This window comes from Actinomycetospora termitidis (assembly GCF_030286555.1).
Taxonomy (GTDB): Bacteria; Actinomycetota; Actinomycetes; order Mycobacteriales; family Pseudonocardiaceae; genus Actinomycetospora; species Actinomycetospora termitidis.
This window is the reverse complement of the sequence record NZ_JASVWF010000003.1, coordinates 769,607-785,036: the sequence shown is the minus strand read 5'-3', so window position 1 is coordinate 785,036 and position 15,430 is coordinate 769,607. Positions and strand designations below refer to the sequence as shown.

Genomic DNA, 15,430 nt, shown 5'->3' with positions numbered 1-15,430 from the left:
GTCACGCACCGATCGCCTCCCGGACCGTCCGGAGGTACTGCGGCCGGCGTCGGAACACGTCGAACCAGGTGAACCGGAGGATGGTGATGTCGCGCAGGACGATCTGGTTCTCCCGCGTCCGGTCCTCGAAGACGGCCATCTCCATGCCGTGCTCCGAGCGCCCGTCGAACTCCAGTCCCCGGCGCTGCTCGCGGTAGGCGAGGTCCACCAAGGCTTCGCGACCGTCGGCCCGCCGGATCGGCATCTGGACCTCCGGTTCCTCGAGGCCGTCGTCGACCAGGGCGAGTCGGCCGGCCGTCTCGAGGGGGGACTGCGAGAGCGGACGCGCCCGGCCGATCAGCAGGCGGGCCCGCTTGACGCCGGGTACTCCCCGGCACCGTTCGAGCGCGGCGTCCAGCGCCGTCGTCGTCACGAGCTCGCGGGCCAGCGCCCGCTCGACCGCCCAGACCGCGCGGTACTCCTCCTCGGTGCGGCAGAGGTCGACGAGTGTGCGGGCGACCGAGGTGATCCGCAGGCCGTTCAGGTCGACGACGTCGTCGGAGGCGAGCACGCTCGTGTGGAACCGCAGGTCGGCCCGATGTATCCGGCGCTCGGCCCGCGGGATCGTCACCTCGTCCGGCCCTCCGTCCGGGACCTCGATCCCGAGGACGCGGGCCGCCGTCCGGTGACTCGCGACCGCGTCACATCCGCCGACGGTGGCGCAGGCCGACCAGGCCCGTTCCCAGTCGTCCGGCGCCTCGCCCTCCTTGTAGATCCCGCGGTGGATGCGGACGACCTGCTTGCGGCGCAGGGCCTTGTCCACGAGGGCGGGGTCCTCGACGAGCACGAGGTGACGTCGACGCAGCAGTCCGGCGTCCTCGGGAGCGGGTTCGAACCACGGCATGCCGTCGAGCGTGTGGCCGCGTGACCGGAGCTCGCCACATCCCGGTGCGCGCCTGTGGACAGGTGCCGTTCCAGTGCCGGTGGGGACAACCCGTTCGACCGGACGGAGCATGGAGCCGTGACAGGGGATCGAGAGACAGGTGCGAGGTGCCGGGTGGCGTGGTGCCAGGGGCCGGTCGGCGCGGGTCGCGGTCGCCTTGTCGCGGGTTTCCGGCGTCCCGCGGTCACCTTGTCGTTGTGATTCCCAGTGACAAGGTGGCGGGGGAGGTGCGGGAGCCCGCGACAAGGCGGGCCGGGTGACCTTGTCGTTGTGATTCGCCGCGACAAGGTGGCCGGGGGGCGGGGTACCGCGGCGCCGAGGGACGGTCGGTCCGGGTCGCCGGCACCTTGTCGCGGGTTTCCGGCGTCCCGCGGTCACCTTGTCGTTGTGATTCCCAGTGACAAGGTGGCGGGGGAAGTGCGGGTCCCCGCGACAAGGCGAACCGGGTGACCTTGTCGTTGTGATTCCCCGCGACAAGGCCGCGGGGCGGGCGGCCGAGGGACCCGACCGACCCGCCGTCGGGAACCGGTCAGTCGGAGACCTTGACCGCCTCGATGTCGATCTCGATCCGCAACGTGCGGCCGATCGCGAAGATGCCCGCGATCACGGACTGGTTCCACGAGATGTCGAAGTCGTCGCGTGAGAGCTGCGTGGTCGCGGAGAACCCGGCGCGCTCGCCGCCCCAGAGGTCAGGTCCGGCGCCGTGGTAGATCACGTCGAGGGCCACGCGGTTGCGGACGCCCTTGAGCGAGAGGTCGCCGATCATGGTCCAGTGGTCGGCCGTGTGCTTCACGATCTCGGTCGAGGCGAAGCCGATGTCGGTGAACCGGAGCACGTCGAGGAAGTCCGGCGAGCGCAGGTGCTCGTCGCGCCGCTCGTCGTCGGTCTCGACGCTGCCCGACTCGATCGCGGCCACGACGCTCGTCGTGTCCAGCGTGGAGCCCATGTCGACGTGGCCGGTGAAGCGGCGCAGACGGCCGTGCACCTTGGTGATCCCGAGGTGGAACGCCGAGGCCGCGATCCGCGAGTGCACCGGGTCGATCTCCCAGCGGCCGGGCGCGGGCAGCTCGAGCGCACCGGTGCGGGTGAGCACGACGCGGCCCAGGTTGCCGCCGCCGGGCCCGGACACCGGTCGCGCCGACGGGGTGTGGCCGACCGCGGAGGTGATGACGGTGCACGGCCCGGCGGGCAAGCCCTCCATCACGAACCCGCCGTCGTCCTCGACGGGAGTGCCGCCGATCTGCTGACCGGCGGCGTCGATCACGGTCACGACCGCGAACGGCACCGGCCAGCCGTCACTGGTGACGGCGACCCCGCTGACCCGCTGGACCCCGGCCTGCGTCGCCGTCATCGGCGCCCGCCGTCGGCGTCGAAGCCGCGGAAGTCCGTGGGCCCGTCGGCGCTGGTGGAGTGCCGGCCGTTGTGGCCGTTCGTGTACGCGCCCGCGGGCACCGCGTCGGCCCCGAAGTCCTCACCGGAGAACGAGCGGGTGACGTCGTCGGAGGGGCCGGACCAGTCGTCGGCGGGCCCGAGCGCCGGCGGGGTCAGCGTGAGGGTGACCTCGGACGGGCGACCGGTACCGACCTCGATCTCGCTGGCCACGGGCGCGTACCCGCTCGCGGTGATCGTGTAGGTGCCGGGGGCGACCTCGGGGAAGTCGAAGGTCCCGTCCGTGCCGGTCACGGCCGCGCCCACGACGTTGCCGTCAGCACCGACCAGCGTGGCCAGCGCCTCGGCGACCGGGCGACCGCCCGAGGCCGACCGCACGACGCCCGTGAGCCGCAATTGGCTGACGAGTGAGATGTCGCGGACGACGCGGCCCTCGCCCGGCACCTGCACGGTCTCGGCGACCGGCGTGGTGTCCGGGGCGGCGGCGGTCAGCGTGTAGCTGCCCTCGTCGAGGTCGGCGAAGCGGTACCCGCCGTCGGCGTTCGAGCGCGCCACCGCGACGACGGTGCCCCGCACGTCGGTCAGGGTCAGCACGACCCCGGCGGTCCCGACGACGGTGCCCTCGCGGCTCGCGCCGACGGTGCCCTCGAGCGTCGCGCCGCCGCCGGTGAGGCTGACGTCGTGGCGCAACGGACGGTCCGCCACCGCGACCAGGGAGGCCTTCGGCTGGTGCGTGGACGACGAGCAGATCACCAGGTAGGTGCCGCCGGTCGACGGCGTCAGGCGGTAGTCGCCCGCCTCGTCGGTCGTCGTGCGGTCGAGCTGGTCACCCGCCAGGTCACAGAGCGTCAGCGCCGCCCCCGGGAGCGGTCCGCCGTCCCCGCGCGTGATCCGCCCGAAGATCATGATCGGCTGCTGTCCGTCCACCGTCGCACTCCTCAACGCTGCGTCTCGGCGCCCCGGCCGCGCATCGACGTGGCCACCGGAGTCCACTGTTCCGGAGCCGGTCGGAGCCAGCCACCCGGATCCTCGTGGACCACACCAGATTTCACTTTCATCGTACAAGCATCTAGCTGGGGGCGCCCGGGCGACCACCGATGGTGTGCACCACGGTCCGCGTGGCGCGCCGCGGGCGGTCGGAGCACTCTGAGGGACATGGCCGTGACCGACGACCGCTCCTCGATCGCCCCTGCCACGGCCGGGGCGTCGAGCGGGACCGCCGACCCCTTCGCCGACCTCCCGCGCCCGCACCTCGAGCTCGACCCCGACGCGCCGCACGTGGCCGACTTCTACGCGTACGGCGAGCTGCTCACCGACGACGAGCGCGCGATCCTGCGGCGGCTGCGCAGGTACCTCGCGAGCGACGTGGCGCCGGTGGTCGACGCCGCGTGGGAGGCCGCGGAGTTCCCGGAGCAGTTCCGCCGGGGCTTCGCCGAGCTCGACCTCGCCGGGCTCCCCTACGGCCTCTCGAAGCTCTCCGACCAGCCGGCCCGCCGGGTGCTCATGGGCTTCCTGCACGCCGAGATCGCCCGGGTGGATGCATCGACCAACAGTTTCTTCGGCGTCCAGTCCGGGCTCGCGATGGGCTCGATCGACGCCTGCGGCACGCCGGAGCAGCGGGAGCGCTGGCTGCCGCCGATGGCCCGCCTCGAGCTCGTCGGGGCGTTCGGGCTCACCGAGCCGCACGGCGGCTCCGACGTCGCCGGCGGCATGGAGACCGTCGCCCGCCGCGACGGCGACGACTGGGTGGTCGACGGGCACAAGCGCTGGATCGGCAACGGGACCTTCGCCGACCTCCTCGTCATCTGGGCCCGCGACGGCGAGTCGGTGCGCGGCTTCGTCGTCGACCGGGACACCCCCGGTGTGAGTACCGCGAAGATCGAGGGCAAGACGGCCCTGCGGATCACGCAGAACGCCGACATCACCCTGGACGGCGTCCGGGTGCCGGACGACCGACGGCTCTCCGGCGGGAACGGCACGTTCGCCGACGCCGGCGGGGTCCTGCGCCGCACGCGCGGCAATGCCTCGTGGGCGTGTGTCGGGGTGCAGATGGCCGCCTACGAGCTGGCCCTGACCTACGCGCAGCAGCGCGAGCAGTTCGGCCGTCCGATCGCGGGCTTCCAGATGATCCAGGACGCGCTCGTGCAGATGCTCGGCAACACCACGGCCTCCCTCGGCATGGCCGCCCGCAACGCCCAGCTGATCGACGGCGGGGGCGGCTCGGACGCGCACTCCGCGCTGGCCAAGCAGTTCTGCGCCGACCGGATGCGCGAGACGGTCGCGCTCGGCCGCCAGATCGTCGGCGGCAACGGCACCATCCTCGCCAACGGCATCGCCCGGTACTTCAACGACGCCGAGGCCCTCTACTCCTACGAGGGCACCCGCGAGATGAACACCCTCATCGTCGGGAAGAAGATCACCGGGCACAGCGCGTTCGTCAGGTAGCTCCTTCCCGACGGCGGGCCGCGAGGCGGACGAGCTCGGCCGCCGGGCCGGCGAGCGGTCGGCCGCGCGGCCAGACCGCGACCAGTCGGCGGTCCAGCGACGCCCCGGTGACCGGCACGGCGACCAGGGTGCCCGCGCCGAGCTCGGCGGCCACTGCCAGCGAGCTCAGCACGGCGGGAGCCATGTCGTCGGCGACGGCCGCCTTGATCGCGGTCGTCGACGACAGCTCCAGCACGGGCTCGGCGAGCTCCCCCAGGGCCCGCTCGAGGAACGACCGCGTGCCGGACCCCTGCTCGCGGGAGACCAGCGGCGTGGCCGCGAGCCGCGCGGCGTCGACGCCACGGCGCCGGCCGACCCAGGGGTGGCCCGGAGCGACGACGAGGGTCAGCCGGTCCCGGGCGACCACCTGCGCGTCCAGCTCGTCCGGCACCGCGGGGCCCTCGACGAACCCGACGTCGGCGCGGCCCGCCAGGACGTCGTCCGCCACGTCGGTGGAGTTGTGCGAGGTCAGCGAGACCGAGGTGCCCGGCAGCTCCGCGCGCAGCGCCACCAGCCACCGGGGGAGGAGGTACTCGGCGACGGTGAGACTCGCGGCGACCCGGAGCCGGCTGGCCTGCTCCGCGCGCAGGGACGCGACACCGGCCTCCAGGGCCTCCGCCGCGTCCACGGCGACCCGGGCCCAGTCCGCCACGAGCGCGCCCGTCGCGGTGAGCCGGGTCCCGCGGGGTGAGCGCTCCAGCAGGGTCACGCCGAGCGCCCCTTCCAGCGCCCGGATGCGCGCCGAGACCGCCGCCTGCGAGACGCCGTGGGCCGTCGCCGCACGCCCCATGCTGCCGAGCGCGGCGACCGACAGCAGGACGTCGTAGGGGCCGAGATCGACCACGCGCGGGCTGAGGGGCACAACCGCAGCTTATGGCTCGACGAGGTCGGCGCGCCTACTCGACCACCGCGCGGCGGACCACGCTCGGACCCATGACAGCGATCGACGAGCGTCCGGCGACGACCTGCCCGGCCCCCGGGCGCCCGGCCCACCGGCTCGCCCGGTTCGGGCTGCTCCGGGACCTCGAGCGGCCCCGCGACATGGTCGCGAACCTCGGGCCGAACTGGTACTCGTCGATCATGGGCACCGGCATCGTCGGTGGTGCCGCCGCCACGCTGCCGATCCAGTTCCCGGGCCTGCGCGTCTTCGGGACGGTCGTGTGGGGCCTGGCCGCCGTGCTGCTGGTCCTGCTGACCGCGGCGTGGGCCGTGCACTGGATCCGGCACACCGAGACCGCCCGCGGCCACGCGGCGAACCCCATGATGGGCCAGTTCTGGGGCGCGGTGGCGATGGGCGTCATGACGGTCGGCGCGGGCGCCGGGTCGCTGGGCGGACCGGTGCTCGGGGCGGGCACCGCGGTCGCCGTCGACTGGGTGCTCTGGAGCGTCGGCACGGCGATCGGGCTCGTGACGACGGCGGCGATCCCCTACCTCATGATCACCCGCGGCGAGGTCGCGGCCGACGGAGCCTTCGGGGGCTGGCTGATGCCCGTCGTGCCCCCGATGGTGTCGGCCGCGAACGGCGCGCTGCTCGTCGGGCACCTCCCGGCCGGCACCGGCAAGGAGACGATGCTCCTGGCCTGCTACGCGATGTTCGGGATCAGCCTCTTCGCGACCCTGGCGATCCTGCCCCAGATCTGGAACAAGCTCGTCGTCCACGGCACCGGCCCGGCGGCGACCGTGCCGACGATGTGGATCGTCCTCGGCCCGCTCGGGCAGTCGGTGACCGCCGCCCATCTCCTCGGCAACCAGGCCCGGGGCGTCCTGCCCGAGCCCTACGCCACCGGCGCCGAGGTGTTCGGCCTGCTCTACGGCGTGCCGACCTGGGGCTTCGCGATGGTGTGGCTGGCGCTCGCCGCGGCGGTCACGGTGCGGACCGTGCGGCAGGGGATGCCGTTCGCGCTGACCTGGTGGAGCTTCACGTTCCCCGTCGGCACCTGCGTCACCGGCACCAGCGCCCTCGCCGCCCGCACGCACCTGCCGGTCTTCGCCTGGGGTGCCCTCGCGCTCTACGTCCTGCTGGTCGTCGCGTGGGCCGTGGTCGCGGCCCGCACCGCGCACGGCAGCGTCGTCCGAGGACACCTGTTCGCGTGACGGGACGCGCGCTCAGTCCGGTGCGGCGACGACGAGACCGTGGGCCCGCGCATGCTCGGCGAGTCGACGGTCGTACGTCACGAATGCCTGCAGGGCCGGCCCCGCGATCACGGTGGCCGTCGCGAGACGGATCGCGTCGAGGCTCCGGAGATGGTCGCCCTGGAGTGCGGCGGCCGCGGCGCGGACGACGTCGTCGACCTCGCAGCGGTGGAGACGTGCCAGCAGGGCCGGGACGGCACCGAGGGCGCCCGGGGCGGTCCGCCGGAGTGCCCGGGCGAGTTCGACCTCCGCGATGACCGACGTCAGCCACGGGACCGACGTCCGCTCCGAGAGCCAGTCGCCGAGAGCGTCCGACTCCCGTTCCCGGTGCACCAGCTTCACGAGGGCCGCGGTGTCCAGGTAGAGCATCAGTAGCGCTCGTCCTCGCGCTCGGTCTCGAGGAGTGCGCCGGCGTCGGTCGGGGACACCGGACCCGAGGGACGGGGGACGGGACCCGCGAGCGACGGCGGGTGGACCCGTCCGGCCGCGATGAGCTCGGCGAGCTCCGGAGGAGCGACGGGCGAGAGGTGGGCGATCACCCGGCCCCGCTCGGTGACTGCGAGATGCTCTCCGGCCTTCACCCGGGCCAACACGCCGGACGTGTCCTGGTTGAGCGCCCGGACCGGGACCTCGTTCACGCCATCAATGTACTACGCGAGTAGTACCTTCCTCCTAGACGATCAGCGCGATACCGCTGAGCACGGCCAGCACCGCCACCGACCACCCGAGCAACGGCACGGCGCGCGACGGAGCGAGCGGGACCGGGAGCGGGGCGTGGCGGAGGGCCCGCGTCCGACGCCGTCCGTACACCGCGGTCGCGACGGCGATGACCACGGCGAGGGCGGCGGGGATCAGCGCGAGCGTCAGCTGGGCGTGTTCGATCTCCCGGATCGCGAGCAGTGCCCCGTTGCCCGCCGCGCCGAGCGAGGTCCGGCTCCAGGCCAGCCCGGTCCGTTCGGCCTGCAACCCGGCGTCGGACGGCGAGGTCACGTCGCCCCACGCAGCACGATCAGCACCAGCCCGAAGAGCGCCAGCACGACGAGGCCGGCGGCGAGCACCCAGGGAATCCGCTGGACCGGCAGGGGACGGTTCCGGCGGATGGCGGTCTCGACGCTGCGCCAGCGCAGCACCCCGGAGGCCGCCGCGACCACCGCGAGCGCCGCGAGCAGCCCGCCGGTCACCGGGCGGGCCCCCGGGATGGTGAACGCCGGGACGAGCTGGACGACCGCGACGCCGGCGGCGAGCAGAGACAGCGACGTCCGCAGCCAGGCGAGGAACGTCCGCTCGTTGGCGAGCGTGAACCGGTAGTCCGGCTCACGCTCGCCATCGGGGTCCTTCTCCGGGGGTTCGGCTCCGGCCTCCGCCATGTGCTGTCCTCCGCTCGCGTCGCGGCGGAGTCCATCACCTCCACCGGCGCCCGTGACCCCGGGGGCGCGTCGTACCGTCGTCGGCGGCGGGTCGCGGGCGGGAGGGGGCGGAGCACCTCGTGGGACCAGGACCGACGTCGGCGCACCCGGTCCTCGCCGTGGGGCTCGCGCTGTGCTCGGCGTTCCTGTACGCGCTGGCCGCCGCACTCCAGCGGCTCGGCGCCGGACGGGTCGCCGACGAACGCTCGGGGACGTTCTTCGGCGACCTCGCGCTCCAGCCGGTCTGGTGGTGCGGGGTCGCGTCGATGGCGGCGGGCGCGGCGATCCACGTCGTCGCGCTCGGGCTCGCGTCGGTGACCCTCGTGCAACCCGTGGGGGTCCTCGCGCTCGTGCTGGCCCTCCCGCTGGACGCCCGCCTCGAACGCCGCACCGTCACGCGACCGGAGTGGACGGCCGCCGCGGTGCTCGTCGCGGGGCTCGGCGGCCTCCTCGCGCTCGCCCCGCACCGTGGCGACCCGCGGCCCGCCCCGACGTCGGGTCTGGTCGGCACCGTGGTCACGGCGGTCGTCGTGCTGGCCGTGATCGCCGGCGTCGGGATGCGGCTGCCCCGGGGCAGCCGCGCGGTCTGCCGCGCCGCGGGTGCGGGCCTCTGCGCGGGCACCACGTCGGGTCTCGTCCGACCCGTGCTCCACGGCCTGCGGCACGGCCTCGACGTCGGGGTCCTGACGGCGGGCGTGGGCGTCCTGGTCCTCCCGGTGCTGGGCCTGTTGCTGCTCCAGACCGCCTACCGCGACGGCGGGTTGGACGCCGGCCTGGCCACCCAGACCACGGTCGACCCCGTCGTCGCCGGGGCGATCGGGATCGCGGTGCTGGGCGAGCGCTTCACCGGTGGTCCGGGTGGGGCGGCCCTGGGGGTCGGCTGCGCGCTGGTGACCGTGGCCGGGCTCGTGTGGCTGATCCGCGCCGGGCCCGGCGGCGGCGTCACACGCCGCGCAGACGCAGCCGCGCCCACGAGTTGTTGACGTAGCCCTTGGGGTTCCACACCTGCTCCGGACGCTCGGGCTGCAGGGCGGCCGACGAGTCCCACGCGCGGGCGAGCAGTTCCACCTCGCCGTGCGGCACGTCGACGGTCGCGTCCCAGTGCCGCCACGCCCAGGTGCTCGCCTGCTCGCCCAGCTCCGCCTGGGTCCAGGTCGAACCGCCGTCGGCCGAGACGTCGACCCGCACGATGGTCCGGTCGCCACCCGCGAACGCGTATCCGGTCACCCCGGTCGGGCCGGCCGGGACCTCGGCGTCGTCGTCCGGGGTGAGGAAGTCGCTGTTGACCGCCACGAGGCCCAGCTCCACCCCCTCGCCGGGGGTGGCCGTGACCTCGGCGTCCGGGGGGAGCAGCCGGTAGGTGGATGCCTGAAAGAAGTTCGGGGACGGGGCGTCGGTGACCCGCACGCGGTGCACCCACTTCACGCTGCGGGCGCCGATGTAGCCGGGCACGACCACCCGCAGCGGAGCGCCGTGGACCGGCGGCAGCGGCTCACCGTTCATGGCCCAGGCGAGCAGCACCTCGGGCATGCCCGCCTTGCGCAGCGGGATCGAACCCCCGAACTCCTGCGGCGGGTCGGCCTGCGGGCTGACGTCGGCGCCCAGGAACTCCACGTCCGTCGCGGTGTCGGACACGCCCGCGGCCGCGAGGACGTCGGCGAGCCGGACACCGGTCCACGCCGCCGTGGCCGTCGCGGTCGGGCCCCAGGGCGCCTCGCCGGGGATGTCCTTCACCGCCACCAGACCGGCGCGGCGGTTGCCGGCGCACTGCAGCGTGGCGGTCTCGGTCCGCTCCGGGAACCGCTCGCGGAGGTCCGCCGGCGACAGCGACAACGGCGTCGTCACGAGCCCGTCGACCCGCAGCCGCCAGGACTCCTCGTCGGCGGCGGGGACGGGACCGTGGTTGCGGCTGTAGAACGCCGACACCGGTGTGACGGCGTCGACGAGGACCGACCGGGGCGGCTCCGCGTTGTAGGGCTCGACCTGATGGACGGTCATGTCCGCGCGTTTGCCGTACAAGGAGGCCTCTCGTGACGCAGGGTGTCGAGTAGGTCACATAGTTCGTCCGATGGCGTGGACTCGGGCGGGGCAGGGGAACTCTCCGACCTCGGATCGTCGCTCCGCGACCCCCACACAGGCCCGTTTGCCCAGGTCAGCGGTCGTGGAAACACCCCGCCCGGGTGGGCAGGGTCGCCCGGGTCACGGTGTGTGCGCGTCGTAGGGTCTGGCGCCATGACCCAGACGCCGATTTACGACGAAGTCAGGCGTTCCCTCGGCCGGGCCGACCGCTTCGCCGAGCGGCGCTCCTTCCGCGGAGACGACGGCGCCGCCGGGCCGGAGCGTGCCTCCCGGCCGGTCATGCTCCGCGGCTCCGGTGGACGTCATCGACGCTCGGGGGACTGAGCCCGGGTCCGGACCGGCCCGCCGCCGACCCGGTCCGCCGCCCGACGAGCAGGCCACGGTGGTGCTCACCGAGACCTCCCGTGGCGAGCCCGCGCAGAAGGCCGGCCCGCTCTCCGGGGTCCGGGTCACCGGCTCGGCCCTCGCGGCGACCACGACCGCCGCCGCGGGCGGGGTCCTCGGCGGCGCGGTCGGCACGATCGTCGGGGCGGCGATCGCCTCCGTCGTCACCACCGTCGGCGAGGCGGCCTACCAGCGCTCCCTCGAGCGCACCCGCGACCACGTCCGCAGCCGGCTCGACGCCCGCCGGGCCCCGGCCTCGGCGCCGGCACCCACCGCGGTCCTGCCTGACGGACCCCCGCCCGACGACTCGCCGACCACGGTCCTGCGCCCGGTCGGCGCCTCCCGCCGCCGCGCGAAGATCGCCGCGCTGGTGGCCAGCGGGCTGCTCGTCTTCCTCGTCGCGATGGTCGTGGTGACCGGGATCGAGCGGGTGAAGGGCTCCCCGCTCTCCGGCGGCACCGGCACGAGCGTCGGCGAGGTCATCGGCACCGCGCCCACGACCTCGGCGTCGGCGGCCGAGGACACCGACGGGAACGATCCCGGCGCGACCACCACGACGACGGCCCCGGAGCGGAGCACCACGACGAGTGCCGCGTCACGCACGACCACGTCCCGCTCGCGGGAACCGACCACGACGACCACGCTGGAACCACCCGCGAACTGATCACCGCAGGAGGACCACGCCGCCGTGCGCACCGACTTCGACCCCGACGAGCTCGGCTCCGGCGCGTTCTACAAGTTCCTCACCGCGGTGGTGGTGCCCCGCCCGATCGCGTGGGTCGCGACGACGTCGGCGGACGGCGTGGACAACCTCGCCCCGCACTCGTTCTTCACCGTGGCGTGCGTGGACCCGCCGGTCGTGCAGTTCACCTCGGTCGGCCGCAAGGACTCCCTGACCAACGTCGAGGCGACCCGCGAGATGACGATCTCGCTGACGCCGGAGTGGCTGATCGACCAGGTCAACGCGACCGCGACGAACTTCGGCGCCGACCGCGACGAGTTCGCCGAGGTCGGGCTGGAGCGGGAGCCGGCCGCCCGGGTCCGGCCGCCGCGGGTGGCCGGGTCACCGGTCGCGCTGGAGTGCGTCCTGCACTCGACGCTGTGCCTGGGTGACTCGACGGTCGTGTTCGGCCGGGTCGTCCACGCCGTGGTGTCCGAGGACGCCCTGGTGGACGGCCGGCCGGACGTCACCCGCCTGAAGCCGCTCGCCCGGCTCGGCGGCCACCAGTGGTCGACGATCGGCGAGGTGCTCGAACGGCGCCGGATCGACGTCCGCGACTGGGACTACCCCGGCGACTGAACGATTCGGTCGAAGGCGTCCGGGTCGGCGGCGACCGCGCGCAGGCGACCGTGCGGGTCGGCGGCGAGCCGGCGCGTGGCGTGGTCGAGCAGGCCCATGACGCCCGTGAGCGTGGCGGCGGTCGCGCCGTCGCGGACCCGGACGAGCTCGGTGTCCATCCGGAACGACTTCCCGGACCCGAAGCTCGTCGTCGTGACGACCTCGACCTCGTCCCCGACGACGAGCTCGGCGAGGAACCGCACCGTCGTCTCGAGGATCACCGGTCCGATCCCGGCCGCGGACAGCGCGGTGATGTCGACGCCGGCCGACCGCAGGGTCTCCTCCCGGCCGTGCTCGCCGTACTGGTGGTACACGGCGTGGTTGAGGTGGCGGTTGGCGTCGGTCTCGTAGCCGCGCACGGTGATGGTGACTCGGTGGCCGGGAGTGCTCACGGGGGCGTGATCGTGGCAGGCTCCGGGGTCGTGCGCATCGGGATGGGGATCAACTACGCCGGCGGGTTCGAGGAGACGGTCGCCGAGCTGGCCGAGCACGAGAAGGCCGGGCTCGACATCGTCTTCGTGCCGGAGGCGTACAGCTTCGACGCGGTGAGCCAGCTGGGCTTCATCGCGGCCCGCACGGAGCGGGTGGACATCGCCTCCGGAATTCTGCAGATCTACACCCGGACGCCGACGCTCACCGCGATGACGGCGGCCGGACTGGACTACGTCTCGGGCGGGCGGTTCACGCTCGGGATCGGCGCCAGCGGTCCGCAGGTGATCGAGGGCTTCCACGGCGTGCCCTACGACGCCCCGCTCGGCCGGACCCGCGAGATCATCGACATCTGCCGGCAGGTGTGGCGCCGTGAGCGCGTCGAGCACCAGGGCAGGCACTACGCGATCCCGCTGCCCGAGGGGCAGGGCACCGGCCTCGGCAAGCCGCTCAAGCTGATCAACCACCCGGTGCGGTCCGAGATCCCGATCCTGGTCGCCGCGCTGGGCCCGAAGAACGTCACGCTGGTCGCGGAGAAGGCCGACGGCTGGCAGCCGATCTTCTTCGTGCCGGAGAAGGCGCACGAGGTGTGGGGCGAGTCCCTCGAGGCCGGGAAGGCGAAGCGCGACCCGTCGTTGGGACCCCTCCAGGTCTTCCTGCAGACCTCGTTCTTCGTCACCGAGGACGACGACGTCGCCTCCCAGATGCTCGACGGGATGCGGAACATGGTCGCCCTCTACGTCGGCGGCATGGGGGCGAAGGGCAAGAACTTCTACAACGACGTCGCCCGCCGCTACGGCTACGACGACGAGGCCGAGACCATCCAGGACCTGTACCTGTCCGGGAAGAAGGACGAGGCCGCGAAGGAGGTCCCCGAGGAGCTGCTGCGGGCGATCTCGCTGATCGGCCCGCGCTCCTACGTCGCGGAGCGGATGGCGGCCTTCGCCGAGGCGGGCGTGACGACGCTGAACATCACACCCCTCGGCGGCACGACGGCGGAGCGGGTCGCGTTGGTCGGGCAGGCCAAGGAGATCGCGGCCGACCTGTAGGGGCCGTCCCACACCTGACGAGGAGCATGTCTTGCGGAAGTTCGCCGACGTCGAGGAACTGCGCGCAGCGGTGGGGGAGGACCTCGGCACCAGCGAGTGGGTCCTCGTCGACCAGGAGCGGATCAACGTCTTCGCGGACGCCACGGATGACCACCAGTGGATCCACGTCGATCCGGAGCGCGCCGCGGATGGGCCGTTCGGTCGGACCGTGGCGCACGGGTTCCTCACGGTCGCGCTCATGCCGAAGTTCGGCTGGGACACCTTCGAGGTCAGCGGGGTGTCGATGACGGTGAACTACGGGCTGAACAAGGTCCGCTTCCCCGCGCCCGTGCCGGTGGGCAGTCGCGTGCGGGGGCACTGCCGGCTGGTCGACGTCACCGACGTGCCGAACGGCGTCCAGGCGACGATCGGCGGCACCGTCGAGATCGAGGGCTGGCCGAAGCCGGCGTGCGTCGCCGAGGTGATCCTGCGGTATGTGCTGTAGCAGGTGAGCACTGTTCCGTGTCTGGACACGGAATAGTGCTCACGAGGCGGAGCCACACCCTTCCGCTGTGCGGGATCGCACGAACCGGCCGCGGTCGTCGTCGGGGAGGATGCAGGACGTGGTGGATGCCGTCGTCTGTGAGCCGGTCCGTACTCCCGTCGGTGGCTTCGGGGGGTCGCTGCGCGACTTCCCGGTGCAGGAGCTCGGGGCGACGGTGATCCGCGAGTTGGTGCGCCGCACCGGGATCACCGCGGAGCAGATCGACGACGTGGTGTTCGGGCACTGCTACCCGACGATGGACGCGCCGGCGATCGGGCGGGTCGCGGCGCTGGACGCCGGGCTGGACGTGACGGTGCCCGGGATCCAGATCGACCGGCGCTGCGGGTCGGGGCTGCAGGCGGTGCTCTACGCGGCGATGGCGGTCTCCTCCGGCGCGAACGACCTGGTCCTCGCGGGCGGCGCGGAGTCGATGTCGGGCGCCTCGTACTTCACCGACAAGGTCCGGTGGGGCACCAAGGCCGGCGGGTTCGAGATGAAGGACTCCCTGGCCCAGGGCCGGGTGCACGCCGGCGGGGTGAACCACCCGGTGCCCGGCGGGATGATCGAGACCGCGGAGAACGTCCGCAAGAAGTACTCGATTCCCCGTGAGGAGCAGGACCGGCTCGCGGTGCGCAGCCACGAGAAGGCCACCGCCGCGGTCAAGGAGGGCCGCTACGCCGACGAGCTGGTGCCGGTGACGATCCACGGCCGCAAGGGCGACACCGTCGTCGATCAGGATGAGCACATCCGCCCGGACGCGAACCTCGAGTCACTAGCCAAGCTGCGCCCGATCATGGGTAAGCAGGACCCGGACGCCACGGTCACCGCCGGGAACGCGAGTGGCCAGAACGACGGCGCCGCGGTCTGCATCGTCACCACCCCGCAGAAGGCGGCCGAGCTGGGGCTGCGGCCGCTGGCGCGGCTCGTGTCGTGGGGTGTGGCGGGCTGCGGGCCGGAGATCATGGGGATCGGGCCGGTCCCGGCGACCGAGAAGGCCCTCGGGCAGGCCGGGCTGTCGCTGGCGGACATGGACGTGATCGAGCTCAACGAGGCGTTCGCCGCGCAGGCCCTCGGGGTGGCCCGGGAGTGGGGCATCGACCTGATCGACGACGAGCGGGTCAACCCGAACGGCTCGGGCATCTCGCTCGGCCACCCGGTCGGCGCCACCGGGGTGCGGATCCTGACCACGATGCTGCGCGAGATGGAACGTCGCCAGGCCCGCTACGGGCTCGAGACCATGTGCATCGGCGGCGGCCAGGGCCTCGCGGCGGTGTTCGAGCGGATGTCCTGACG

Annotated in this window: 18 protein-coding genes; 8 read left to right on the top strand and 10 right to left on the bottom strand. The window is 73.5% G+C overall.

Annotated elements, in window-relative coordinates:
• Nucleotide 1 precedes the first annotated feature (1 nt).
• From QRT03_RS17235 to QRT03_RS17225, 3 genes are all read right to left on the bottom strand, one after another.
• A complete protein-coding gene (locus tag QRT03_RS17235; RefSeq protein WP_286054161.1) occupies nt 2-883 on the bottom strand; it encodes a hypothetical protein in 882 nt (293 codons plus the stop codon).
• Between the two features lie 568 nt (nt 884-1,451).
• Complete coding sequence (locus QRT03_RS17230) at nt 1,452-2,273, bottom strand: YceI family protein (protein ID WP_286054160.1); 822 nt, start codon at nt 2,271-2,273, stop codon at nt 1,452-1,454.
• Nucleotides 2,270-3,238, bottom strand: coding sequence for an MSCRAMM family protein (locus QRT03_RS17225; RefSeq protein WP_286054159.1), 969 nt, complete (start codon nt 3,236-3,238; stop codon nt 2,270-2,272). Before QRT03_RS17225 ends, QRT03_RS17230 begins: the two co-directional genes overlap by 4 nt.
• Nucleotides 3,239-3,466: 228 nt before the next feature.
• On the opposite strand from QRT03_RS17225, the gene QRT03_RS17220 reads away from it, so the two are divergent.
• Nucleotides 3,467-4,756, top strand: a complete 1,290-nt coding sequence (locus QRT03_RS17220) for an acyl-CoA dehydrogenase family protein (RefSeq protein ID WP_286054158.1) — start codon at nt 3,467-3,469, stop codon at nt 4,754-4,756.
• Here the strand turns inward: QRT03_RS17220 and QRT03_RS17215 are convergent.
• Entirely contained in the window at nt 4,749-5,657 is a 909-nt protein-coding gene (locus QRT03_RS17215; protein WP_286054157.1) for a LysR family transcriptional regulator, read from the bottom strand. The genes QRT03_RS17220 and QRT03_RS17215 overlap by 8 nt on opposite strands.
• A gap of 71 nt (nt 5,658-5,728) precedes the next feature.
• On the opposite strand from QRT03_RS17215, the gene QRT03_RS17210 reads away from it, so the two are divergent.
• A complete protein-coding gene (locus tag QRT03_RS17210; protein WP_286054156.1) occupies nt 5,729-6,889 on the top strand; it encodes a TDT family transporter in 1,161 nt (386 codons plus the stop codon).
• Nucleotides 6,890-6,901: 12 nt separating this feature from the next.
• On the opposite strand, the gene QRT03_RS17205 is transcribed toward QRT03_RS17210, so the two are convergent.
• Genes QRT03_RS17205 through QRT03_RS17190 form a run of 4 tightly spaced genes read right to left on the bottom strand, consistent with a single transcriptional unit; the run spans nt 6,902 to nt 8,295 of the window.
• Nucleotides 6,902-7,297 (bottom strand): type II toxin-antitoxin system VapC family toxin, encoded by a 396-nt coding sequence (locus QRT03_RS17205; protein WP_286054155.1) that lies wholly within the window; start codon nt 7,295-7,297, stop codon nt 6,902-6,904.
• Nucleotides 7,297-7,566 carry a type II toxin-antitoxin system Phd/YefM family antitoxin gene (locus QRT03_RS17200; protein WP_286054154.1) on the bottom strand — a complete coding sequence of 90 codons (270 nt, stop codon included), beginning with the start codon at nt 7,564-7,566 and terminating at the stop codon, nt 7,297-7,299. Before QRT03_RS17200 ends, QRT03_RS17205 begins: the two co-directional genes overlap by 1 nt.
• A 34-nt stretch (nt 7,567-7,600) precedes the next feature.
• Nucleotides 7,601-7,918, bottom strand: a complete 318-nt coding sequence (locus QRT03_RS17195; RefSeq protein ID WP_286054153.1) for a DUF202 domain-containing protein — start codon at nt 7,916-7,918, stop codon at nt 7,601-7,603.
• Nucleotides 7,915-8,295, bottom strand: coding sequence for a YidH family protein (locus QRT03_RS17190; RefSeq protein WP_286054152.1), 381 nt, complete (start codon nt 8,293-8,295; stop codon nt 7,915-7,917). The genes QRT03_RS17195 and QRT03_RS17190 overlap by 4 nt, the downstream gene beginning before the upstream one ends.
• Before the next feature lie 119 nt (nt 8,296-8,414).
• On the opposite strand from QRT03_RS17190, the gene QRT03_RS17185 reads away from it, so the two are divergent.
• Entirely contained in the window at nt 8,415-9,317 is a 903-nt protein-coding gene (locus tag QRT03_RS17185) for a DMT family transporter (protein ID WP_286054151.1), read from the top strand.
• On the opposite strand, the gene QRT03_RS17180 is transcribed toward QRT03_RS17185, so the two are convergent.
• Entirely contained in the window at nt 9,277-10,332 is a 1,056-nt protein-coding gene (locus QRT03_RS17180) for a sulfite oxidase (RefSeq protein WP_286054150.1), read from the bottom strand. The two genes, QRT03_RS17185 and QRT03_RS17180, sit on opposite strands and share 41 nt — an antisense overlap.
• Nucleotides 10,333-10,795: 463 nt before the next feature.
• Here QRT03_RS17180 and QRT03_RS17175 point away from each other — a divergent pair, with 463 nt between their 5' ends.
• Together QRT03_RS17175 and QRT03_RS17170 are read left to right on the top strand one after the other, a co-directional pair.
• Complete coding sequence (locus QRT03_RS17175) at nt 10,796-11,461, top strand: hypothetical protein (protein ID WP_286054149.1); 666 nt, start codon at nt 10,796-10,798, stop codon at nt 11,459-11,461.
• A gap of 24 nt (nt 11,462-11,485) precedes the next feature.
• The gene (locus tag QRT03_RS17170) at nt 11,486-12,097 is read left to right on the top strand and encodes a flavin reductase family protein (protein WP_286054148.1); all 612 of its coding nucleotides are present in this window, start codon (nt 11,486-11,488) and stop codon (nt 12,095-12,097) included.
• Here the strand turns inward: QRT03_RS17170 and QRT03_RS17165 are convergent.
• Nucleotides 12,082-12,528 carry an acyl-CoA thioesterase gene (locus QRT03_RS17165; protein ID WP_286054147.1) on the bottom strand — a complete coding sequence of 149 codons (447 nt, stop codon included), beginning with the start codon at nt 12,526-12,528 and terminating at the stop codon, nt 12,082-12,084. The genes QRT03_RS17170 and QRT03_RS17165 overlap by 16 nt on opposite strands.
• A gap of 30 nt (nt 12,529-12,558) precedes the next feature.
• Here QRT03_RS17165 and QRT03_RS17160 point away from each other — a divergent pair, with 30 nt between their 5' ends.
• The 3 genes from QRT03_RS17160 (at nt 12,559) to QRT03_RS17150 (ending at nt 15,428) form a co-directional block, all read left to right on the top strand.
• Nucleotides 12,559-13,614, top strand: a complete 1,056-nt coding sequence (locus QRT03_RS17160; RefSeq protein ID WP_286054146.1) for an LLM class F420-dependent oxidoreductase — start codon at nt 12,559-12,561, stop codon at nt 13,612-13,614.
• A gap of 31 nt (nt 13,615-13,645) precedes the next feature.
• Entirely contained in the window at nt 13,646-14,098 is a 453-nt protein-coding gene (locus QRT03_RS17155) for a MaoC family dehydratase (protein WP_286054145.1), read from the top strand.
• A 118-nt stretch (nt 14,099-14,216) separates the two neighbouring features.
• Entirely contained in the window at nt 14,217-15,428 is a 1,212-nt protein-coding gene (locus QRT03_RS17150) for an acetyl-CoA C-acetyltransferase (protein ID WP_286054144.1), read from the top strand.
• Nucleotides 15,429-15,430: the final 2 nt, after the last annotated feature.